General features: G+C 48.3%; 16 protein-coding genes. 4 read left to right on the plus strand and 12 right to left on the minus strand.

The genetic code is table 11. From position 1 onward, the window contains the following. Positions 1-201: 201 nt before the first annotated feature. The 9 genes from D3H65_RS32450 to D3H65_RS32490 form a co-directional block, all read right to left on the minus strand. Positions 202-1,014: a class I SAM-dependent methyltransferase gene (locus tag D3H65_RS32450; protein WP_119054286.1), complete on the minus strand. Its 813-nt coding sequence runs from the start codon at positions 1,012-1,014 to the stop codon at positions 202-204. Between the two features lie 157 nt (positions 1,015-1,171). Beyond that, the gene (locus D3H65_RS32455; RefSeq protein ID WP_119054287.1) at positions 1,172-1,717 is read right to left on the minus strand and encodes a thioredoxin family protein; all 546 of its coding nucleotides are present in this window, start codon (positions 1,715-1,717) and stop codon (positions 1,172-1,174) included. An 84-nt stretch (positions 1,718-1,801) separates the two neighbouring features. Next, positions 1,802-3,202, minus strand: coding sequence for a DUF6055 domain-containing protein (locus D3H65_RS32460; protein WP_119054288.1), 1,401 nt, complete (start codon positions 3,200-3,202; stop codon positions 1,802-1,804). A gap of 172 nt (positions 3,203-3,374) precedes the next feature. After that, entirely contained in the window at positions 3,375-3,962 is a 588-nt protein-coding gene (locus tag D3H65_RS32465; RefSeq protein WP_119054289.1) for a DUF4202 domain-containing protein, read from the minus strand. A 145-nt stretch (positions 3,963-4,107) separates the two neighbouring features. After that, positions 4,108-5,958 carry a RagB/SusD family nutrient uptake outer membrane protein gene (locus D3H65_RS32470; RefSeq protein ID WP_119054290.1) on the minus strand — a complete coding sequence of 617 codons (1,851 nt, stop codon included), beginning with the start codon at positions 5,956-5,958 and terminating at the stop codon, positions 4,108-4,110. An 11-nt stretch (positions 5,959-5,969) separates the two neighbouring features. Beyond that, on the minus strand, positions 5,970-9,506 hold the full coding sequence (locus D3H65_RS32475) for a TonB-dependent receptor (protein ID WP_119054291.1): 3,537 nt from the start codon (positions 9,504-9,506) through the stop codon (positions 5,970-5,972). A 128-nt stretch (positions 9,507-9,634) separates the two neighbouring features. After that, positions 9,635-10,864 carry a FecR family protein gene (locus D3H65_RS32480; RefSeq protein WP_119054292.1) on the minus strand — a complete coding sequence of 410 codons (1,230 nt, stop codon included), beginning with the start codon at positions 10,862-10,864 and terminating at the stop codon, positions 9,635-9,637. A 101-nt stretch (positions 10,865-10,965) separates the two neighbouring features. Then, positions 10,966-11,559, minus strand: a complete 594-nt coding sequence (locus tag D3H65_RS32485) for an RNA polymerase sigma factor (RefSeq protein ID WP_162915922.1) — start codon at positions 11,557-11,559, stop codon at positions 10,966-10,968. A 61-nt stretch (positions 11,560-11,620) separates the two neighbouring features. Continuing rightward, a complete protein-coding gene (locus tag D3H65_RS32490) occupies positions 11,621-13,237 on the minus strand; it encodes an ABC-F family ATP-binding cassette domain-containing protein (protein WP_119054294.1) in 1,617 nt (538 codons plus the stop codon). A 270-nt stretch (positions 13,238-13,507) separates the two neighbouring features. Here D3H65_RS32490 and D3H65_RS32495 point away from each other — a divergent pair, with 270 nt between their 5' ends. Both D3H65_RS32495 and D3H65_RS32500 read left to right on the plus strand, forming a co-directional pair. Beyond that, positions 13,508-14,383 (plus strand): GLPGLI family protein, encoded by an 876-nt coding sequence (locus D3H65_RS32495; protein ID WP_119054295.1) that lies wholly within the window; start codon positions 13,508-13,510, stop codon positions 14,381-14,383. A gap of 3 nt (positions 14,384-14,386) precedes the next feature. After that, positions 14,387-17,071, plus strand: coding sequence for a TonB-dependent receptor (locus D3H65_RS32500; RefSeq protein WP_119054296.1), 2,685 nt, complete (start codon positions 14,387-14,389; stop codon positions 17,069-17,071). A gap of 10 nt (positions 17,072-17,081) precedes the next feature. On the opposite strand, the gene D3H65_RS32505 is transcribed toward D3H65_RS32500, so the two are convergent. After that, positions 17,082-18,449, minus strand: a complete 1,368-nt coding sequence (locus D3H65_RS32505; protein ID WP_119054297.1) for a M56 family metallopeptidase — start codon at positions 18,447-18,449, stop codon at positions 17,082-17,084. A 2-nt stretch (positions 18,450-18,451) separates the two neighbouring features. Further along, positions 18,452-18,817 (minus strand): BlaI/MecI/CopY family transcriptional regulator, encoded by a 366-nt coding sequence (locus tag D3H65_RS32510; RefSeq protein WP_119054298.1) that lies wholly within the window; start codon positions 18,815-18,817, stop codon positions 18,452-18,454. A gap of 230 nt (positions 18,818-19,047) precedes the next feature. Between D3H65_RS32510 and D3H65_RS32515 the strand changes: the two genes are divergently transcribed. Then, entirely contained in the window at positions 19,048-19,635 is a 588-nt protein-coding gene (locus tag D3H65_RS32515) for a DUF6642 family protein (protein ID WP_119054299.1), read from the plus strand. Further along, a complete protein-coding gene (locus D3H65_RS32520) occupies positions 19,632-20,150 on the plus strand; it encodes a methylated-DNA--[protein]-cysteine S-methyltransferase (protein WP_119054300.1) in 519 nt (172 codons plus the stop codon). Before D3H65_RS32515 ends, D3H65_RS32520 begins: the two co-directional genes overlap by 4 nt. A gap of 17 nt (positions 20,151-20,167) precedes the next feature. On the opposite strand, the gene D3H65_RS32525 is transcribed toward D3H65_RS32520, so the two are convergent. Then, a complete protein-coding gene (locus tag D3H65_RS32525; RefSeq protein WP_162915923.1) occupies positions 20,168-24,229 on the minus strand; it encodes a hybrid sensor histidine kinase/response regulator transcription factor in 4,062 nt (1,353 codons plus the stop codon). Positions 24,230-24,399: the final 170 nt, after the last annotated feature.

The following is a 24,399-nucleotide window of genomic DNA, read 5'->3' on the forward strand; positions in this document are numbered from 1 at the left end:
GAATTGATACTGTTATAAAAAAGCGGGGGCAAATAGCAGGTGCAGTCTCCATTTGATGCCCGCAAAACATTGGTGCCGAATATACAGGAGGTTGGAGGGTTTACCATCCTGCCGCGTCCTGCGGGTGAGGGGGCGTCGGGTACCGGACATAAAAACAAAAAGGCAGCTCGCGCAAGCTGCCTTTTATTATAGATGATCTGCCTACAATGATACGGTTACCCGCAGGAAGGTGGCTGGTATCGCGGTACTATTGGGGTTGTTACTTTTATTTTGACTGGTAAACAAGGCTTCCAATTCCTGCTGAAGGTCGGCGGCCTTGCCATTTTTTTCGGCTGCTTCAAAAGCGTTCATGGTAGGGCCATAGAAGTTTTTGAACCTTTGTACCAGTTCTGCCGGTGAGAAAGGAGCATTAAAAGTAAAGGTCTCTTTATCAAAAGAGATGTTTTGCGGGGGGATGCCGGCTTTACCAAATCGTTCGATCACCTGTTGTTCCACGCCCCACAACATGGGACTTACAAATCCCTCGGGTGGAGGAGGGGTATAGGCGGAACTAATCTTCAGTATTTGCGCTACGAGTGTAGGATCGCCGGGAATCCAGTTGCCCATTACGATGCGTCCGCCGGGGCGGGTAACCCGAACCATTTCGCTGGCTACGTCAAAAGGCTTGGGGGCAAACATAGCACCAAAGATGCTGACGGTGAGGTCAAAGCTATCATTCTCTAATGCCTGCAGGTCGGTGGCGTCGCCCTGCTGAAAGGTAATATTGGTAAGACCAGCTGTTTGCGCCCGTTTGTTGCCAGCTGCTACCAGGTTCTCTGCGATATCAACACCAGATACCTCAGCGCCCAATAGGGCGGCAGGAATGGCGGTGGTGCCATCGCCACAACCGAGGTCTAATACTTTCATGCCTTTGGTGATACCCAGTTTGGCTACCAGTGCGGTACCACTTTCACGCATGGTATCAGCGATTTTGGTAAAGTCACCTTTTTCCCATAATTGTTTATTCGGGTTCATCGTTGATGTTTTAAGCAAAGCTACTGTATTGGACAGGGCCAGACCTTACCCAGCGGCCCAACCTTATGACTCAAAAGCCCATTCTATTAACTGACCGTACGGTTTTTAACGGCCGGTTTGGGGCAAGCCCGGATGTGTGGGGGAATCAATGATCCTATTATTTCTTAATAAAATTCTTTTCAATAAGGGCCAACTGGTTGGTATTGAGTGGGGTGGTTTGCTTTAGCACTTTTACAAAATGGGCTACTTCTTCTTTTGTGGCTGGACAGCCAGTGTTCTCGCCGGGTTTATCCAGGCCTGCGCCTTCAGGCCGCATCAGACAATCGGCCACTAAATTGCCTTTGGCATCGAAGATGAGCCAGAATGGAATGCCCTTGCCTTTACCCTGGTATTTTTCCATCATCGCGGCGCCCCCAGGATTTTCGAGGTGTTCTTTTCCTTTGGCTTCCTGTACGGTGAGGTGGCGGATGACGAAGTTGTCGGCAAATAATTTTTTGCAATCGGCATTGGCCATAATGCTGTCCATCCGGTGGCACCAGCCGCACCAGGAAGCATGAAAGATGATGAATACTTTTTTATGTTCCTTTGCAGCTTGGGTGGTGGCTTCTTTTAATACCGCTTCAGCTGATGGTTGGGAAGATTGGGCAAAGGAAGTTGCCGCTAACAAAAAGGCCGCAAAAAATAAGGCTAAAGTATGTTTCATGGAACCGGGGTTTGCTGATGAATATACGTTAAATCCCAGATGCGATCAGTTAAACTTTTAACTGTGTGCAAGCGGAGATAATTATTAAAACTTGATCACCGACTCATCCAGGCTTGTGCCTGTTAGTTTGATCTGGTACGGCCATTGTTCTTCGGGGACTGGTTTGGGTGCATCGGCATTGTTGCGGTTGCCCTGACGGCCCATGGATACAGGCCAGTGTTCGGTGGGCGCTCCGCTTACGACCAACCACAGGTATGCAGTATTCTTCGGCACTTTGAAGGTGGCATTGCCACTGGCTTCTTTGTTCAACTTCCCATATTCGCGGCTGCCATCTTTTTTATAAGCGACGAAGCCATATCGCCAGCCGGCTTTGTCTGTTTTTACTTTGTTGTATCCATCCGTTCCGGCGATGCCTTTGAATTGGAGTTTTACTTTGGTGCCGGCTTCGGGCACTTTCAATTTGATGCCATTGTAACCATAGTTCTGGGGACAGCGGGCGGAATCAATTTTATACCATCCTTCGCCAACTGATCGTAGGCTGGTGGTATGTTGGTTAGCATAAGGGTTGGCTACCTTTTCGATGCGTGGCATATCCCAGGTAATGAAGCGGCGGACTGCATCAAACATTTCATCATTGAATTGATCCTGGTTGAGGTTGGTAATCCGCTTGTAGGTTGCCACGAGATCTTCCCCCTCTTGTGTGGCGCGGCAGAGGTTGCCGAAGAATTCGATGCCTCTTTTATTGGACCAGTATTCTATCACATAGGGGGAATGGTACATGTTGGTAGGATGAAGGAAGGCATAATGGGTCTTCTTCATAAAATCTACCAGGTGGTAGTTCTCAAAGGTCATCCATTCGGGGTATACCTGCCACAACATATATTGAGCAGACATTTCCATGATTGCGCCCCGGGGGCCGGTCTTGCTATCGGTGCGGGCAAGGAACTGGAAGGAGTGTCCCAACTCATGGGCCAGGGCACCATAAGGGGCTTTGTTCATTCTTTTGGCAGGTGTCCACAATCCACCCACCTTATCTTCAATACCTCCGCCAAAAGCAGTTCCTTCGGTACCACCCAACACATACAGAATGATCTTGTATTTATCGGAGATGGAATTCCCTTTTTGAACGAGCTTGAGGTCATTCACGTAAAAATTATAGAACCGCTCGAGTTCTTTCAAAGCTTCCTGTACATTAAAACGCTTTGTTTGATCGGCGTTGGTGGTAGGATCATCTCCAAATTCTTTATTCCAGAAGATAACAATGTTATCGGATTGGATCATGCGCTTATAGCTGTATTCGCTTTCGTTGTTGTTGTAGTCATTGTTCTCTGGAATGCGGTATACTTTGGCAGGTATATACAGTTGTTTGCCGGTAGAGTCATGGATAGCTGTTTGCGGAGCAGGGGCATGCCCTTTGCCGGACCAGGAAGCCAGGAGAACGAGCAACAGGAGGGCAGGGCTTGCTAATAAAGTATTACGTGTCATCAGGCGGTTGTTTGTTTGATGGCAGTAAAGTAGTAAGATTTACAGTTGGTTGATGAACCGCTGGTCTTGTTGGATAATATCGACAAAACACTTGTCAATAAGTGTATGATTGACGGGTAAACGATGCCCTGGTTTATTGTGGGTGTAAGAAGGCATGATATGTGGTAAGCGCTTAGTCAAGCCCCTCCAGGGCTTTGTTCAACAAGGCTTTACCGGTCTCGCTATAGGTGAGTAATGCGGCCGCCTGCTTTCCGGGGGTGCTCATTTTAGCCCATGTTTTTTGGAGGATGCTGATCATTTTCTCTGGTGATTGCTTTTTTATCAGGTCATCGTATTGAAATTGGAGGAATACGAGGCAAAGGGCATTCTCCATGGTTTGCACTTCGGTATCGGTTGTAAGCTTCTTTTTCAGTATGATTTCATTGACGCGGGCAATAATGTCAGTTTCATAATTAAGAGATTGCAATATCTCTGTCGCTTTATGTGCGTGGAATTTCGAGAGTTCGTTTCTCCACTTCAGGTAGCCTACCCTGCCTTCGGGAAATGCTGTTCTGGCGATTTCCCATCGTCCGATATGCTGGCACCTGGAGGCGAGCAAAAGGGCATCACCGGTCTGGGGAGCAAGATCTTTTACGCGTTCATACAACTTAATGGCGTAAAAATATTCAGCTGGATAAGGCTGTCCATTCCATATTATCTCCGAAGGGTCCTGTTTATTATAGGTGTCAAAAAGGTTAAAGGCCTGTTCCATTTTTGTCATAAGACCAGCGATTTTTATAGTGTTGTACTCAAAGTTAAAATATATGGAATAAGAAAACGGGATGATTTTTCAAACTGCTGTTTAAAACAAAACCCCTTCAGGTGATGAAGGGGTTTGCTTATAATAAGTGATATCACAATTGTTGTTACCAGTTGGGGCTTTGTATTAAAGATGGTGCGTTGGCAATTTCACTGGCCACCAGGGGGAAATAGTAGTTTTTGGCAGTAAAGACCCTATCCTCGAGTTTAAACCGTTGCATTCTGTAATTCACACCACCTACTACCATGGTGCCTGCGGGATCGGCCACAGGGGTCATGCCATGAGCAGCTCTTTGGGTTCTTGGGTAAGGCCATACATTGGCGGGTACAGGTGCGGCTTTGTAGGCAGCTTCCTGTGCTATTTCTGCCGGAGAATCAGGCTCTAAATTCCAGCGGGCATAGAAGTAACGTTTATTCTCATAGAAGTGCTCCACACGACGTTCGCGCTGAATGTATTTATGCAGTGCATTTTCATCAAGGCCGGGGGGCACGGGAGCCATAAAGGAACGTGCGCGCAGCGTGTTTAACATGGTATAGATCTCTGCACTGGGGCCACTGAATCTATTCATAGCCTCGCAGTAGATCAACATCATTTCAGGGAGGCGGATGGAAGGAAAATGTAAGGGCCAGCCACCACTTCTTTTCCAGTCTTCGTGATAAAACTTGCGTAGGTAATATCCGGTAGAAGTGGCATTGCTGGCCCCAATCTTATCGGAGCCGGTAGCTGTATTAATGATCTTATTCTGGTAAGTGGCGCCATGATACATTACGTCTGAATAAAAGCGTGGGTCGCGTTTTTCGTAAGGTTGTTTTTCATCCCAGCCTTTGGCTGCTGCCTGCGGGTCGTAGGTGGCATATCCATACCCATCATTACCGATAAACTCGTATTCATCTACCTGCTCCTGCAGGGGTTGGAGGCGTGAGCCACCACCATAAGAAGGAGGTATATGGTCACCCTGCCAGGATTCGGCTTTATTATTGGAGATGATGAGCAACCATTCATTCTGAATAGCAGCGGGGTCGATATAGATCTGTTTGATCCTTGCGTATACCTTGTTATTGCTTTCGGCCTGAAAATCGCTGCCTTTGCCCATATACAAACTATAACGTTGTCCGGTACCATTCTTCAGATCTATTACTGCTTTGGCAGCATCGGCGGCCAGTTTCCATTTTTGCTTATCATAGGCTGCATATTGTTCTCTGCCCACCCGGGTATCATTGCCTGGTAGTTTGCCGCCATTGTACATAGGACTTGCGTTCATGTACAATACAACAGCTTTCAGGGCCATAGCTGCTCCTTTATCTATTCTGCCAAATTCAACATCCAGGTGGCGCACCGGCAACTCATTGATGGCAAAATCAAGATCTGCCAGTATTTTCTTCAGAAAATCGGGCCATGACTGGCGTGCAAATTGTTCATTTTTGGCCAGATCTGCCACGTAGTCCATGTAAATGATATCGCCATACCAGCGTGCTACCAGCCAGTGAAAATAAGCACGCATAAAATGCGCTTCTGCTACGCGGTTTTTCAGATCGCCTGGTTGCAGTGGATTATCAGGTGATTTGTATTTCTCTACGCCTGCAATAAACACATTTGCTTTACGGATAGAATTGTAAAAGTCGCCCCAATACATGCCATTTGCTTTGCTGGGCATACCAATAGAAGGTCCAAAGCTTCCGAAATTAAATTGATCAGGAATGGCTTGTTCTACCTGTGTGCCCTTGCACTCATCGGTAATGCCGGAGATGGAAAAGTCTTGCAGTCCAACTATACCCCTGTCGCGGTCGCGCATGTCGCGGTACAACTTATTGGCTTCGCCATTCACCTTGTCCCAATTGGTAAAAACAGTTTCTTCATCGATCTTATTATCCGGCTGCCTGTCAAGAAATTTTTCGCAGGATGTGGAAAATACAATAGAACAGATAGCTATTAAGGGAATATATTTTATATTTTTCATAATTGCAATCTTTAGAAGGTTACGTAAACGCCGAAGTTGATGACCTTTTGAATGGGATACCAGTCGCCACCTGTATTGGTTTCGGGATCGACATCGAAATCTGATAATTTATCCCAGGTAAAGAGGTTCAGGCCCTGGAGGTAAAAGCGGGTTTTGGTGGCGCCAAATTTCTTCAGGAATGTTATTGGAATGGAATAGCCTACTTCCAGGTTCTTTAACCGCAGGTAAGTACCGTCGGCCAGAAAGAGTGAACTGTTGGGGTTTTTATTGTTGTTGTGGGTGCCATAATGCAGGGCCGGGTAAGTGGCGGTGGCTGCGGTAGCAGGGGTCCAGCGGTTCATGTGTATGTTCTTTACCCTGCCAATGATGTCCTGCCCGTAGGTGGGAAAGTCGTAAGCAGCTGCGTTTGTCAACTGCACGCTGGTATTGGTAGCTCCCTGAAACAATATACTCAGGTCGAATCCTTTGTAAGAAACACCCATAGGAATACCAAACTGAAGTTCCGGGTTGCGGGGATGCCCCATGGCAACCCTGTCTTCCTGGTCTGTGATCTGGCCATCGCCGTTCTGGTCTTTATAGACAACATCGCCCGGGATCAGTTTCCCCCATTTCTGGTACACGGCTGCATTTAATCTGTCTGCCTCTGCCTGATCTGCTACGAAATGGTCAAATACATAAACAAATTGTTCTTTGATCCGTGTTCCTGTGCGCTGAACATAAGAAACTGATTTGCCATCCGGTGCGATCCGGTCGCGCTCATTGATGAAAACGATCTTATTGCGGGCAAAAGAAATATTGGGCCTGATATAATAGCTAAAGCTTTTGCCAATGTTATCGGTCCAGCCTATCTCAAGGTCAAACCCTTTGTTGTCTACAATACCGAGGTTGAGTTGGGGAGCGCTTTGACCTACAACAGCCGATACGTTGCGGGAGCCATACTCATTATTGAGGTTGGTGAGGATATCATACCGGTGCTCCTTGAACACATCGGCCGAAAAACTCAGCCTGTTCTTCAGTACTCTTACCTCGATGCCGATATTTGCCTTTTTGGCTTTTTCCCAGGTTAGTAAAGGGTTGGCGAGTGGTGCTTCAAATACATTGGCAGGCACGCCACCGCTCAGGTCGGTACCAAAATTGTAAGTGTCGCCGTTTACATTATAAAACTGGAGGTAGCCAAATCTTTCTCCTGGCAATTGGTCGCTTCCCACTAATCCGAATGAACCCCTGAGCTTCAGGTAATCGATCCAGGTTGTTTTTTTCATGAATGATTCATTGCTTATGATCCAGCCTGCAGCTACAGCGGGGAATAGGCCATAGCGGCGTCCTTTGGCAAAACTTTCAGAACCATTGTACCCGGCATTCAGCTCCAGCAGGTACCGGTCGTCGTAATTATAAGTAGTACGGAAGGCTATACCCTGGTTTCCAAAAGGCACATCGTTCTGGTAGGTACGCCTTTGCCTGGTGCCCAGTAACAAGGCTGTTACATTGTGCAGGCCGAAGGACCGGGCATAATTTAAAGTAAGCTGCAGGTTGTTCTTACGTTGCGGCTGTGGGGTACGTGCATCAAAGCCGTTATTCATGGTATTATTCTCGGTGCGGCGGGGAGAAGCATAGGCGCCCTGGTAGTGCCCGCCATTCATCAATACATCCACTCCGTCTTTGGGATAGAAAGTGGCATAACCACCATATTCACGATAACCCTCCGATTCATGGGGGATCGTTCTGTCAACGGTGTTGCCGGACTCTGTATCGTAGGAGAACTGAACTTCAAAAGTTAATCCTTTGGTGATAAAATCGAGTTTATGGCCAAGGGCAAAGCTGCCATCCATAAATGTTTTGTACTCATTGATGAAGCCGGAATAAGCCAGTTCTCCCAATATATTATACCTGTACAATTGCGTTCCAAACAGTAAGCCTTCAGGATGCTTGGCAATAAAAGTTTTATTGGCCGGATTATCATTGTTTTCCAGGATAACGGGATAGATAGAAGGTTGGGTATTGGCAATGTTAACGACCCTGGCTGCAGTGGTTCCTGGCGCCAGGCGGTTTTGAATACGGCCACCCAGGTTTAATCGTGCATAAAAGTCCTGGGTAATATTGATATCGATATTGGACCTGAAATTATAGCGTTTAAAGATGGCGTTGGTATTATTGGGACCTAGTTTGGTATGTTTATAGTTGCCATCCTGGTTGGTATACCCGGCCATCATAAAGTACTTAACACTTTTATTGCCTCCCTGGATGTTGAGGTTATAGTCCTGTTGGATGCTTGGCTTAAATGCATAATCGAAAAGGTCGATATTATAACCCAACCCATCTGAGTTGTCTCCTTTTGCTTTCCGGTAGTTCTCTATCTGGGCAGGCGTAAAGAGGGCTGCAGTAGTAGCGGGATTATCATTCAACCTCGCCTCATTGTAAAGGGCTGCGTAATCAGCTGATCCCAGGTACTCGGGGAATTTGACAGGCGATGATAAGCCGGCGGCAGCTTTAAAGGTAACATTGGGCTTATCCATAATTCTGCCCCTGCGGGTAGTGACGAGGATTACGCCATTGGCGCCTCTTACGCCGTACACTGCGGTGGCGGAGGCATCTTTGAGGATAGAGAAAGTTTCTACTTCTTCCGGATTGAGGTATTGATAGTCTCTCTCAATACCATCCACCATTACCAGGGGCTTTTGTGAATTGCCGGTATTGTAAGTGGCTATGCCGCGGATAAAAACTTCACTCTGATCTACACCCGGTTCTCCTCCGGAAAACTGGTTAACCATCAAACCTGCCATCCTGCCTGCCAAAGCATTGGACAGGTTGGTAGTAGGGCTTTGCCTGAGTTCTGCAGTGCCGATAGAAGTAATGGCGCCTACAACGGATACCTTTTTTTGTGTTCCGTAACCAACTATTACCACATCTGTTAATGCCGCTATTTCAGGGGTCAGTGATATGTCGAGTATCTTGTTATCTTTTCCAACACGGATGTTCTCAGTTTTGAAACCTACGAACGAGAAACTTAACAGGCCGTTTTCAGGAACGGAGATGGTAAAATTGCCGTTTTCATCGGTGGTCACTCCACCCTTGGCGCCTACGATCGATACAGTAACGCCTGCGAGGGGATGTCCGTTCTTGTCTTTTACTTTTCCTTTCACTTCAATGGGAGGAACGGGAGGTGGTGCATCGGCTTCTTTGGTGGCTTCTTTTCTTTTAACGGTGATGGTATTTTCTGTGATCACAAAGCGCAGGGGCTGATCACGGAAACAAATTTCCAGTACCTGTTCAATCGATGCATCTTTCACATGAATGCTAAACTTGTTTGCCTGCTTTAATAATTCATCCTGGTAAAAGAACTGATAGCCGGTTTTCCGGTGTATTTCTTTGAAGACCTTTTCGAGAGAAGTGTTTTTTTGTGAGATAGAAATCGTTTGCCCAATCGATTTAGCACTGACCTGTAAAAAAGTGACCAATAGTAAAACAGCTGTTAATTTCATCATCAACATTGTTTTGGTGGCGGTGGCCGGCCTGGGTTTCCGGCATAGCAATGAACTTACTTTTTTCATACGTTTGGCAGTTAATTAAACAATAAGCAATTATTGCGCTGGTTTAAGAAAAAAAGCTTCCCATTATGTATACTAATGGGTATACATTCAATAATATAAAAGCTATGTGCGTTGTAGGGTGCTGAGGGTTACCGGTGTTCTTCTGAGACTATTACTTTCCGGCCAGCAATCTTAAAATTCACATTACCTGCCTGCATGATCTTTAATACCTGGGTGATATTATTGTTCCGGTTTACGATACCTGAAAAATGACCTGTCGGAATATTACCTGCATACACAACTTCCACATCATACCACCTTGCCACCTGCCGCATGATCCTTTCTATATCCAGAGAGTTGAATTGAAACAAGCCATTTTTCCATGCCATCACGGCTTCAACATCTGCTATACCGGTCCTGATGTCTCCTGTTTGAGTGATCTTGCCTTCCTGGCCAGGCTTTAATATTTTATATTGGGTTCCTTTGGATACGCTTACAGAGCCCTCCAGTAAAGTGGTATTGACGGAGCGTTCATCCTCATAAGCCATGATGTTGAAATGGGTGCCCAATACTTCTACAATACCTTCCTTTCCGGCATCCGTTGGACCTCCGGTGGCGGAGGGGAAATGGACTTTAAAAGGCATCGCTGCATTTTTCGCCACTTCGAAATAGGCTTCCCCTGTTATGTACACGTTTCTTTCTTTTCCGGTGAAGGCTACGGGAAACCTGATAGAAGAAGAGGCATTGAGCCAGACTTTTGTACCATCGGCTAATAATAGCTGATATTGCCCTCCACGGGGCGTAGCGAGTGTATTGTAAACAACCTCCTGGCCAGTTGCTTTTCCTGCATCATAAGCAAGAACAGCCGTATTAAGATTAATGACCCTGGCGTCTCCCTGTTTGGTAAGGGTACCCTTTTGAGTAGAATCAAGGAGGAGCTTCGAGCCATCGGCCAATGTAAGCTCGGCCTTGTTTCCACCGGGTACGATAGTATCGTTGAGAGGAAGCTGTTTTGAACCGGAAAGTTGCGTGGTTGGTTGGTGTGTTAACCAGAGATAACCACCTATGCAAGCGAAAAGAAGGATGGCAGCTGCGACTGCGCTGCGCCACCACCAGGATGCTGGTCTGGACATAATGACCGCCCCTGGCTTTTCAGACTTCCCTTGCTGTAAAATAGCGGCCAGCATCTCCTCGCCCTTGCGCTCATCGATCGGCTGGCTTAGGGTGCTATGCTGTTGCCAGGTAGACGTCAATAAGCTTTTTACCTGTTCATCATTTTCAGCTTGTTCTACCAGCTGCATGAATTCATCACGCTCTGCCGGAGTAGCAGTCTTATTGATATAAGCCTGGAAGAGGTAAGCTAGTCTTGATTTGTCCATATAGCAATATTCCCGATAGATAAGAAAATGATCATTTCCTCTTTGTTATACATAAAGACAACGGTGGTATCCCCAAGAGGTAATGGAATTAAATATTTTTTTTAGTGGCGCAACCAGCAGGTAATAAGCAGGAGGAAGAAACGGATATTTGCGCGAAGGTGATTTCTTAAAAAGCGGAGGGCCAGCACCATATGTTTCTTTACTGTTTCATGGGAGATGTTTAGCTTTTTAGCGATCGCTTCCTGGCTGATGCCATCTCTCCGGCTCAGGAGGTATACATTTTTCTGGCGGGGAGGAAGTAGCTCCACGGCTTCGTCAATAAGCTGGCTGGGGTCGGGGGCCGGTGTTTCGTTTGGATTATTTAATGCCAGGTGAAGCACTGAATTTGTCCATTCTTTCCTGCGGTTTTTTTCCCGGGCAATTTGTTTCAGGCAATTAAAAGCGTGATTTCTGGCAACCACCATCAGGTAGGCTTTAAAGCAATCGATTGATGGGAGGGAGTGGCGGTTGATCCATATTTTTAAAAACACATCCTGCACTATTTCCTGGGTCAACTGTTCAGATTCAGTGATGCGCATAATATAATCACCCAATAGGTTGTAGTATGCTCTGAAAAGTTGGGCGAAGGCGTTTTCATCTCCTTCGGATACCCGTAAAAGCAACCCATTTACATCATTGATAGAAAGATTTGACAAGCAGTTAGTTTGGTTCGTTAGCAATAGGTCGGGTCTAAATTAAAGATTTTTAGTTCAACAATCAATGAAATTTTGTTATGACTGTCTGGAGTGGAAGTTCCTCCACGATGCCGGCTTCCTGTAGAAATCCCTTATCATGCGATATGATAATAAGGGTTCCTTTGTACTCCGCAAATATCTTAGCCAGCATGCGAATATTGCTCAGGTCCAGGTTGTTGACAGGCTCATCGAGGAAGATGATATCGGGTGTTCTGTTTTGCAATACCATACAGCAAAGTACCAGTCGCAGCATTTCGCCACCACTCAGTACAGCACAGGATCTATCCCAGCTATCCGGCATAAACAGAAAATTGGCCAGCAGGGTATGTACGATTGGCGGGTCAAGCGGTGCTTCATTATAAGCCATGGCTTGCTCCAATACTGTTTTGCTGCGGTCGATAAGGCTGTAGTCCTGGTCCAGCAACAGGGTAGTGCAGGGGGCTATCTGTAAACTTCCCTGTGACGGGAGCAGCTGTCCCCGCAGTAAATGGAACAAGGTAGATTTGCCACTGCCATTAGCCCCGGAAATGGCCAGCCTGTCGCCACTGCGGATGGTGAAGGTTAAAGGTTGAGCCCATAGGAATGGATTATTTCCATAGGCAAAGTTGATATCATTTGCCTGTATCAGCACTTTGCCGCGCGGCAAGGTGGGGTTATTAAAATACCCTTTCATAATACGTTGTACCTGGGCCATGGCTGCTGCTTCCTGCAAACTGTTTCGCAGCTCGGTCACCTTGTCGTTGTGTATATGCTTCAGTTTGCCGGTGCTGGCTTCGGCAGCTGTTCTTCGTCCATTGATCACGGCTTTGGGCAATCCACTTTGCAATCCTTTCCGGCGTGCCTGTGCATCTGCGTGTTGTTTGCGTTCCAGTACTTCCTGCTGTTTTAGTTTGGCTTCCTTCCAGGCTTTTTCGTGGTGTGCCAGGGCATGCTCCCGGGCTGTGATCTCTATTTCTTTTTGCGCTGCATAAAAATCGTAGTTGCCGCCATAGGCGCTGATGCCGGATGGCTGCAGCTCCCAAATGGGCTGGCACAAGCGGAGTAACTGACGATCGTGGCTGGTGAGCAGCAGGGTACAGGAGGTGTTTTCCATCCATTCGTACAATTGGGCGCGAGCCTTCGCATCCAGGTGATTGGTAGGTTCATCCAATAATACAATGGCTGGTTCAAAGATATCGATGCCGGAAAGGAATAACCTTGTTTTCATACCACCACTCAGTTGTTGTAGAGGCTGGTGAAGGTCGACGCCGGTTATGCCCCATCGGGCAAAGGCTTCTTCACACCGGGCGGCAATGTCCCAATGATGTTCCAGCAGGTCGTAATAATGCTGGTCAGTAGCCCCTTGTTCAATCGCCTGGAGGGCTTCGAGTAGTGGTGCTATTCCCAGTGCGGCGGCCACGGTTAGCTGGTTAAAATGGCCGTAATGCTGGGGCACATAATGGAGTGTACCGTTGATCCGGAGATCACCGGTAAAACCTTTAATATGGCCGGCCAGTATCTTCAGCAGGGTGGTCTTTCCTGTACCGTTATTGCCTACAATAGCGGCCTTCTCACCTTTATGCAGGGAGAAACTAATATCGTTGAAAAGCAGCCCGCGGTTGGGGGTATGATAGGTAATATGTTGTGCGTTGATAAGCATGAAATGTGTGTTGTGGGTGGGAAATGAATGAACTGATCCGGTGGCAGGAAGTGATTTTCATGTCTTTAATTTTTGAGAACAATAAATGTATAGTGAAATAAAAAGCAGGCCGGAGGGCCTTTGAAACAGCAGGAGCTGCAGGGTGTATGGTGTGGATTACAATTTCATGATGGCGCAAAGGTAAACATTTATTAAAAAACGTACAAACAATGCTTTGAATTACTAAACTTTCGTACATTTACGATATAATCGTAGTTTAAATCATTGATTATGAAAGCATTTACCACATTAACACTCCTTGTTAGCTTGCATGTTGGCGTCTATGCCCAGCAACCCGAGCCCCTCGTTTTAACGGTTAAGTACGACTTCCTGCACGTCTATGACACTGCCGACCGGGCCAATCCCATCCGTGAAACCATGTACCTGCTCGTGGGCCAGACCAGCAGCAATTACCGCCGCAGCCCCGCCGCTCCTTACATCAAGCCCAGCGCTGAGCCGGCCGTACGCAGCGGTGGGCCTACGATCACCGTATCCGGCATGCCCATGGCTGTCGTCAACGCGCCCGGCATCAGCGAAGGGGAACTATTTCAGTATCCTGCTGCCGGAACCTTCAAAACCTGCACGCACATCGCAATGAACGATTACCTGGTCGAAGACAAACTGCCGGTCATCAATTGGAAAGTAGGTACGGATACCAAAACCATCGGCGACTTCAAATGCCAGCAGGCTATTGGTACTTATGCCGGTCGCACTTACACTGTATGGTTTACCACCGACCTGCCTTTCCGTAACGGGCCCTGGAAATTGAATGGTCTGCCCGGCCTCATCCTTGAAGCCAGGGATGCCACCGGCGATGTAGCCTTCACCTTTTCTGCCTTCACGAAAGCTGATTCCGGACAGGTCACGACATCCAACAAAACCCGGCTCATTACCACCAACCAGAAAGCCCTTAACCGTGTACGTGAAGCCTTCAATGAAAGTCCCGTTGCCACCATGCAGGCACAACTGCCTGCCGGTTCTCCTGTCCCTACATTGGCTTACCGCCTGCCCTCCGGAAAGACCGTGCGTGGTGAAGAAGCGCAGGAACTCATCGAGCAAAAAAGGAAAGCGAAGAATCCGAACAACAACCCACTTGAATTGAAGTAATTCATGAAAAGCCTATTGTGGTGTCTTGTAGCCTTGTGGCTACAGGCGCCCCTGCTGGCGCAGGTAAAACAGCTTACCGGTCACCTCAAAGGCCCGGGTGGGAAACCCTTGCCGCAGGCGAGCATATCGCTCAGGAACAAACAGGGACTTATCGTACAATATACCATCAGTAATGACAAAGGAAACTTCCAGCTATCATTGGCTGATACGGCTTACCTCACAAGTCTATCGCTCGAAGTCACTCACCTTGGTTATAAAAGATTGCTGACACCCTTGCAGGCAGGTAAATACGTTTATGAGCTACAACTCGAAGAGCAGGCCGTGCTCTTGCCCGAAGTAGAGGTCAGGAACAGGCCCATCATCTCCAGCAAAGGTGATACCGTCAGCTACAATGTGCGCTCCTTCGCGCAGGAAGAAGACCGCAGTATCGGCGATGTACTCCGCAGGATGCCCGGCATAGAAGTAGGCGACGATGGCAAGATCTACTACAATGGCCAGCAGGTTTCCAACCTCTACATTCATGGCGACGACCTCATGGCAGGGCGCTATGGGTTAGCTACGAAAGCCATCAACAAAGAGCTCATCCAGAGCGTCGATGTGATCAGGAACCACCAGCCTATCAAGGTCCTGCAGGATAAAGCAACCTCGGATGCTGTCGCCGTCAACCTGGTATTGAAAGATGAGAACAGCACAGCCCTCACCGGTCAGGCCATGCTGGCCGGTGGCTGGCCAACACTATATGATGCGGCGCTCAATACGATCCTCCTCAACAGGCGCATGAAGATGATCAACGCTGCAAAGTTCAACAACAGTGGTGTCGATTACCAAAGTGATTATGAGCAGTTGGGTTCCGATGCATTTTCATCAGCAGGAGGTGGTACCACACCCTCCAACCTGCTGTCGGGCGGCACGGTACCCAACCCCGATCTGCCGCGCCGCAACTACTATTTCAACAGGTCGGGCCTCATCAACCTCAACCATCTTGTCAACAACAAAAAAGACATCCAGTTCCGCACGAACGTGCAGGGATTTAGCGACCGGCAGACCTTCGATTACAGCAGTACCGTAGAGCAATACCTGGCAGGCGACACGATCGTATACCGCGAAAAGCAGGATGCGCTGCGCAAGCCCTGGTTCATCAACGGCGCTTTCACGGTCATGGCCAATACCAACAAATACTATATCCGCAATAAGACCGACATTCAACTCAAGGAGGACTACAACGGTAGTCAGTTGCAAAGCAATACGCTCAATTTTGGACAGCAATTGCGCAACCGGCAACAGGCTTTTTCCAACGATTTCGATTGTAAGCCTTTTTCCAAAAGCAGGAACATGTGGGATATCCACCTTTATACCAGCTATGCTACCAATCCACAGCGTTTGTTCGTCGATCAGGGCCTGCACAGCGATATACTCAACGATAGCCTGCCCTATGCCGCCATCGCTCAGCAGGCCCGGATGCCTACCTGGTACAACGAAGCATCACTTGGTTATATCATTCCTTCCAATACCCGGTGGATCACCCAGGAATATAAATTAGGGTTCTCCAGCGAGCGGCAAACGCTCATTTCCCAACTGGAACTTGTACAGGACAATGGTAGTGTTAAAAGCTATGAAGGAGATGTGGGTAACGATCTCCGATGGCGGCGCAATGTCCTCCAGGCTTCCGCAAAGTATTCACTCAATAAAGGGCGCTTCCATGCCAGTCTTTTTGTGCCCTTCACCTGGCAGGGCATCCGCTATCACCAACCGGAATATGCGCTCGACAACCGCGACCGCCAGTTCTTCATCAATCCAACGGGTTGGGTAAAGTACCGGATCAATGTAGAAGATCACCTCCAATTCAGTTACCGGTATAATAACAACATGGGTAATATCTCGGGCGTGTACAGGGGCGCCATTCTTGCCAACTACCGCTCCCTGCGCGCCAATGACGCCGGATTGCAGGAGCGTTCTATGTCGAATGCCAGCCTCAGCTATAGCTTTCAACGCGCCATCATCATGCTCTTCATCAATGCCAGTGTTGCCTATACCAACACCACAGTCAATAGTCTCTATGCTTCCATCGTCACCGACAACATCCAGCGCAGCATCCTGCTGCCTTATAAGAACGATCAGAGCAGCCTCTCGGCCAATGCCGGCATCAGCAAATACCTCTTTGCCCTCAAAAGCACCGTATCGGTAAAGGGAACTTTCTCCCAGGGGCGTTACAATCAGTTCTTCAACGATCAGTTCCTGCCCTATGACAACAATACTACATCGCTGCAGGCAACTATCGAAAGCAAGCCCTTTGGCAAGTTCAGCCTGCGTTACAATGGTAGTTCCCATTGGAGCAACAGCCGGCAGCGTGATCTGGTAACAGCGGCGAAGGCCATCACCAATCGTACCAGCAGGATCGATCAGCATATCGTGTTTGGCATCACGCCCTTCAGGAGTGTATTCATGAACTTCACTGCTCGTCATCTCCATAGCCGGCAGCCGCAGGTATCCGCCGTCAGCTACCTGTTTATGGATCTCAACCTGCGCTACAAGCACAAGCCCTGGCGCACGGACTTCGAGTTCGATCTTACGAATATCGCTAATGTAAATACATACGAATTGTACAGGGTAAGCAGTAATTTATTCTCTGCCGACCGGTACCAGATCAGGGGCAGGATGGCTGTGCTCAGGGCCACTTTCAATCTGTAAAAAGAAATGGTTATTGCTGTCCGCGACCGGTCACGGTTACTTCCCGGAGATTGCCTTTGGAAGAATCGGCCGGTGGTGTGACGCGGATACCATTAATGCGACGCGTAGTGGGGTAGCCTGTTACGATCACTTCATTCTGCACGGGAAAACCTGCTACTGTTTTTGAAGTTACACGGCCCGTAGCATTGGGTGTGCCCGCAAGGCTTAATTTGTCTGCGGCAGCAGTAACGGGCGTTTCATACAGGCGTCCCTGGATACCCTGGCGAAGTGGCTGACCTACCAGTTCCCGGGCAGGAGGATCCGTTGTTGCTGCTGCCTGTTGCTGGGAATTGGATCCATTGGCAATAGGACGGATGGTTATTTGCACAGGCTGCCTGCCCGTGCGCGACGGGAGAGCGGCTGACTGGGTATCCGGTACTGACAAATTGAGAACAGTAGGGGGGGAGGTAGCAGGTTCGTTGATTGTTGCAGCAGGTGTTAAGATCACTTGCTCCAATGCTTTGGTAGCAGCTTGCAAAGGTTGCCGCACGGTGATCGAAAACGCCAGGGTGATCAGCAGCAAAATGGGTAATAATAAAGCGTAGCGCCCCAGCGTCAATTTTGAAGAACGACGCACATTCATCATGCGGATCCTTTTCTTCAGGTCTACCAGGTTGAAATCATTTGCAATAAGTGGGGTAGCAGTGCGTGCGCCTATATGCAGCAAACTATATTGGTACGCTTTCTTATCCGCTCCTGCTTCCAATACCTGTTCATCGGCAATGAACTCCAGGTTTTCTTTGATCGCTTTCCGGATGATCCAGGCTGCCGGGTTGAACCAGTTCAAGGTAAAGCACAGTTCTGCCAGCAGCACATCTACGGTATGCCGCTGCCGTACATGAATATGTTCATGGGCTACGATCGTCAGCAATTCCTCCGCGCTGTGTTCTGCAGGATTGATGTAGATATGTTTGCCGAACGAAAAGGGGCTCATAGAGGCATTGATCAATCGAACGGGTGCATCTCCAATAAGGGCAGGCGCTGATTGGCGATGGATACGGTACAGGGATACGAACTGCCGCAGGATCCGGAACAGCATTACGGCTAATCCTATATAAAAAAGGAGGAATACCCAGGTCATATAAGCCGGCATCACAGCTGTTGTCACCATCGTCCTGAGCTGTTGGGTAAATTCCGGTACGACGGCCATGGCTGTCTCCTTTGCAAACAGCGGCGACAGATCGATCAAAGGATACAGCATGGCGAAGCAAATGGCAAACAACAGGAAAGCCCGGTTGGCAGTATAGAATGTCAGGCGGCGAAGAATACCGTAATAAGCTACTGCGAATAGCACCAGTACCAGGTTGATCTTGAAGAGGGCGATGAAGAAGGGGGGCATGCTTACTGTTTTTCATCGTTATCGATAAGGTTGATGATCTCTTTCAGTTCGTCTTTGCTGATCTTGTTCTCTTTTGCGAAGAAGGTTACCAGTTCTTTGTAAGAACTGGAGAAGAAGTTGTTGACCATTCCGTTTACGGAGCGCTTCTTGTATTCGCTCTCCCTGATCTTGGCGCTGTAGCGTAAAGCGTTCGCAATGCGTTCACTTTTCAAAAAGCCTTTCTTCTCGAGGTTCTTGATGGTAGATGCCAGTGTGGTGTAAGGCAGCCTTACAGGGTACAAGGCTGTCATAAAATCTTTTACGAAGCCGGGGCCAACTTTCCAGATGGCGATCATTACAGCTTCTTCATGTGGGGTCAATTGTTCCATAATATCAACGGGATATTCGTAAATGTACGAAGTTTACGGAGAATAAGGTATTAATTTTCAATGCTTCATGAGTGAATAAATGATTTTTTAGTGTGCCAAATATAGTCGGCTGATAATCATTCACTTTGCGGTGGGTAGTCGCTATTGCCGGAAATCTTCCCGGACAGCGCTAAAGTCGCGGAAATTATTATTTTTGAAGGGTTTACCCAATGCGTTAATCAATCTACCACATGAAAATTGCTAAATCCAAGCACAAGAACGTTTTCTGCATAGAGGGCAACTGGACGAATGACCTGCGCGACAGGAGAAGTATCAAAACAGCCCTGGAATTCCTGGAGCATAATTCCTACAGTAAAAAGCACGTGCTGCATACGCACCGGCAATGTAGTTCCAAACAGGAGTTTGAGAACCTGGTGAAAGAATCCTGCTTAAAGCGATATGACCAATACAGTATTTTGTACCTCGCGTTTCACGGCAATGCGGGCCGCCTGCACGTAGGTAAGCGGGTGACGATGCGCCTGGAAGAAATTGCCGAAATGCTGGAAGGAAAAGCAGCCAATAAGATCATTCACTTCGGCAGCTGCGAAACGATGTATGTGATGCGGCGGGAGCTCAACAGGTTTATGAAGCAAACGGGCGCCCTGGCCATATCGGGTTATGAGAACACGATCGACTTTATGCCCAGCACTTTCCTCGACCTGCTCTATTTTCAGTTTTGCCAGCAATACCAGAAAATGTACCTGATCGAAAGGGATGTCAAACAATATTATGGCAAGCTGGCGCGTGAGCTGGGTTTTAAAATGATCTACGAGAAATGAGTGAATACTTTTATAAAGAGATGGACTCTCCGGTGGGCCGGTTGAAACTGGTGGGCAGCGACAAAGGGCTTGCCGCCATACTTTGGGAAAATGATAACCCCCACCGGATAAAGGTAAGAACCTACACAGAAAATAATACGCACCCTGTATTGCTGGAAGTAGAACGCCAGCTGAAGGAATATTTTGCCGGTAAGCGAACATCGTTCTCACTAGACCTTGATCCTGTTGGCACCGATTTTCAAAAAGCAGTATGGAATATTCTTTCCACGATACCGTTTGGTGAAACGAGAACGTACATGGGTATTGCCAAACAGCTGGGCAATACCAAGGCGGTACGCGCGGTTGGCGCTGCGAATGGAAGAAATCCTATTTCGATTGTGGTACCCTGTCACCGGGTTATCGGCAGCTCTGGTGAACTGACCGGTTTTGCCGGCGGGCTGGAAGCAAAAGCTACTTTGTTATCGCTGGAAGGCGTTAAAAACAATAAAACACAAATTGAATTGCCGCTGGAGTGATATTATAACCATCTTCTTCACTGATCCTTCAACGCTTCACCAGTATACTCGCTGGGTGTTGTACCAAACTGTTTTTTAAACTCCTTGCTGAAGTATTTACGGTCATTGTAGCCAACTGCCTGGGCTACCTCAAATACGTTGAGTTGTTTTTCCCGCAACAGCTCTGCAGCCCGCTTCAGTCGTATGGATTTGATAAAGTCGTTGACCGACATATTGCTGACTGCCTTTATTTTCTTGTAGAGGATGGGGGCGCTCATGGCTACTTTTCTCGACAGCATGTCTACACCAAATTCCTGGTTGTCGAGGTTCTCTTCTACAATGCGCACCACCTGCTCCAGGAAGGCCTGTTCGATGGTATTTACCACCGGTTCTTTGGGAACGGGCACGGGAGTCGTGGGGCTAACAGCAGTATGTAATTGTTGCATGAACAGCCTGCGCCACTGTTCCCGGGCCAGCAGCAGGTTCCTGACATTCAGCTCCAGTACTTTGGTGCTGAAAGGTTTGGTCATGTAGATATTAGCGCCTGTTTCCAGTCCGCTCACATGATCGGTCTGGGTGCTCCTGGCAGTCAGTAAGATAACGGGTATATGGCTGGTGCGGTGGTCGGTCTTAATATGTCGGCAAAATTCGAAGCCATCCATTTGGGGCATCATCACATCGCTGATGATGATATCGGGAATTTCATGGACAGCCAGCTGCAAACCTTTAGCCCCATCGGGCGCTTCCAGTACATGGAACTGGCCTGCAAATTTTTCTTTGATGATATTCCTCAGTTCTACATTGTCTTCTACAATAAGCAGGGTAGGCTGCTGGCCCGCAGCTGGCTGCAGCTCATTGGGCACCGGGTTGGCGGCAGGCAAGGCAGCAGGGATTGGAACAGGGGGCTGGTCAGTTGCTTTTACCTGGTTGAAATGCCGGTTGTCTTTGAACAGCCGTACAATGAAGGTGGTATGGCCGGTTTGATCATTGGCAGCCGGGATACTTTCGGCCGTGATGCTTCCCTTGTGAAGGAATACAATGTTTTTGGCCAGTGCCAACCCAATACCGTAACCGGTATTTTGCAAACCATGATCATCTACCTGGAAGAAGTTGGTAAAAACCTTATCGAGGTATTCAGCGGCAATGCCCCGGCCATTGTCCATCACCTTTATGATCGCCTCGGTAGGGGTCTCTGTCACCTGCAGGGTGATCTGCCCGTTTTCTGGCGTGAAGCGCACAGCATTGGAAAGCAGGTTGAAGAATACTTTCTCCAGTTGCTCCCGGTCGAACCAAAGGAGTAATTGCGTTCCATCATAAATGAAGGAAGTGCTGATATTCTTTTTGAGGGCTATATCCTGGAAGCTATTGTAAATATCTTCGAGGAAGGGGATAAGGTCGTGTTGGGCCACCTGTAGTTTCAGGTGACCGGTTTCTGCTTTCCGGAAGTCCATCAATTCGCTCACGAGCTTCAGGAGCCTGTTGGCGTTTTTATGGATGGAGTCAAGCTGCTGCCTGGCGAAACCGGAAGTATCTTCCGATTCCTGCATTTTTTCCACCGGCGCCATGATGAGGGTAAGGTGTGTTCTGATCTCGTGCGATACATTGGTAAAGAAATTGAGTTTTACCTGGTGCAGTTCATCTTCTTTCTTGAACAGTTCCCTTAAGAATATATACCGGCTCAACAGGAAGATGATGCCGATGGCGATGAGGGTATAGATGATCCAGGCCCACCAGGTATTCCAGAAGGGTGGGAGCACCTCGATCGGGAGTTGTATGGGATTGCTCCAGACACCATCGTTGTTGGCGCCCTTCACGATGAAATCATAATCGCCTGACGGCAGGTTTACATAGCTGGCAACGGGTGTATTGGTATACACCCAGTCCTTATCATATCCCTGCAATTTATAGGCGTAGGAATTCTTATTGCTCTTGATATAATTGATCAACGCAAATTCGAGGTTGATCACGTTCTGGTTGTGTTTTAAAGTAAGGTGATCAATGCCTGCTATGTTCTCTTTCAGCAGGCCGGTAGAATCACCGGGTACTATTTGTTTATTGAAGAGCTTAAGGCCGGTAAGAACGGTATTGCCAGCCCTTGGGTTTGATACGATCTTATCCGGGGCAAACCAGGTGATGCCGTTGAATCCGCCGAAATAAAATGCTCCTTTGCTGTCTTTGAAGAAGGAGTTGTAGTTAAAGGCATTGCCGGCGAGGCCGTCGCTCACGGTGAACAATTGCAGCTGATTTTGTGGTGGGTTGAATTTCAGCAGGCCATTGTCGCTGCTGAGCCAAAGGTTCTGCTGGTTGTCTTCAAGGATGCCAAAAATGTTGCGGCTGCTGATCTTCTCCGGTTGCGTGAGGTAGACTGGTTTCTGGCTTGATTCGTCAAACCTGGCGAGGCCGGCTTGCTGCAGGCCCCACCATACCTGGGTATATTTATCCTGCATCACACAATTGACGATATTGTCGGATAGTTTTTGAATAGAATCGTTCCGGAGCAGGAACAGCCCGCTGTTGGTACTTATCCACAGGCGGTTCTTATCATCTTCGAAAAAGTATTTGGCGGTGTTGGCAAATACGGGATGGCTGGTAAGGGGAAGGTGAACGGGGGTAAGGCCCTGTGGCGATTTGTCATAGAGTTTAATGCCCATGGTAGAGCCTACCCACAATCTCCCTTTGGTGTCTTCATAGATGCTCACGATCTCTGCATTGAGATAGGCAGGATTGTTGTCTTCATAGAGGTAGCGGGTGAATTTTTTATGCACGGGGTCGAAGAGGTTCAGGCCGCCGCCATGGGTACCGCACCATATTTGACCCTGCCAGTCGCGGTACACCACTTTGATGAGGTTGGAGCCAATGCTGCCGGGATCGCCGGGATTGTGTCGGTAACTGGTGAAGCGGCCCGTACTGCGGTCGTAATAATTCAATCCTCCTCCTTCTGTACCTATCCACAGGTTTTTCTTCTCATCTTCGGTAATGCTGCTGATCACATTGTTGTTGAGAAAACCGGGTTCGTCTTTTTTACGAATGACGGAAAAGCGGGTGTTGACAGCATACGCATAATTGGCGCCTCCAAAGTAAGTGCCTATCCACATATTGCCGGTAAAATCCTGGAAGAGGCTATGCACACTGTTGTGGCTAAGGCTGCCCGGATCGGCATCGTTCTGCTGGTAGGAATACAATAGTTTGCCGGCTTCGTCGAGAATGCTAAGGCCTTCCTGGGTGCCCACCCACAGGTGACCCTCTTTATCCAGTAACACTTTGCGAATGGTGTTGCTGATAATGGACTGCGGGTCGTTGTTGTTGTGCAGAAAGTGGCTGAAGGTTTTTTGTTGCGCATCGTAGAGGTTGAGGCCATTGGAGTGGGTGCCCACCCAGAGTTTACCGTAGCGATCTTCTGCAAGGGATGTTACAAAGTCGGCGCTGATGCTGCGGGGATCAGCGGGCTGATGTTTGAAATGGATAAATTGCCGGCTGGCTCCTGTTTCCTGCATCAGGAGGAGACCGGCAGTTGCGCCAATCCAGAGGGCGCCATTCCTGTCCTGGTAAATGGTGCGCACGTTCCATTGCTGGTCGATGGCCTGCTGGCCGGGCAGTAATACGGGCTGCAGCACGCCGGGCAGTGCGGCATCCACTACAAACAACCCATAATCTGTACCGGCCCAGATCCTTCCTTTCCGGTCTTCATACAACACATAAAAGGCAAGGGGCTTTTCTATGGGCGACTTGATCCTGGTAAAGCGGTCGAGCCGGGCATCATACCTGTTGAGTCCATCCTGGGTGCCTGCCCACATATTCTTACGGGAGTCGTTGAGCAGGGCCAGTACGCTGTTAGCAGAAAGGGTGGTACTGTCATTGGGCCGGGACTGGTATTGTTTGATGCGGTAACCATCGTAGCGGTTCAATCCATTGGGGGTGCCTATCCAGATAAAGCCGAGGTTGTCCTGGCTAATGGCGATGACGGCATTTTGGGAGAGCCCATGCTCCACGGTCAGGTGCCGGAAGGCAGCCTGCTGGGCCATGCAGGGTAAAAGACCGGCCAACAGTAAGGCGGCCAGCAGTACGGGGTACAGGATCGAGGGCCTGGTATACTTCTTCATATAGGGCAACTTCATCAGTTTTAATCCAGGTATAGGTGGTGTTATTATAAATTTACGGTTGTTAACCAGTATGATGTGCCGGTTTTAGGATATTCCCCCTAATTTTTTAAAATAGTCCCCCGGTATATGGCGTGGACTGTGGTACATTCGGGAAGGCCGGGATCAGGAAA

The sequence above is a fragment of the Paraflavitalea soli genome (assembly GCF_003555545.1).
In the GTDB taxonomy this organism is placed as follows: Bacteria; Bacteroidota; Bacteroidia; order Chitinophagales; family Chitinophagaceae; genus Paraflavitalea; species Paraflavitalea soli.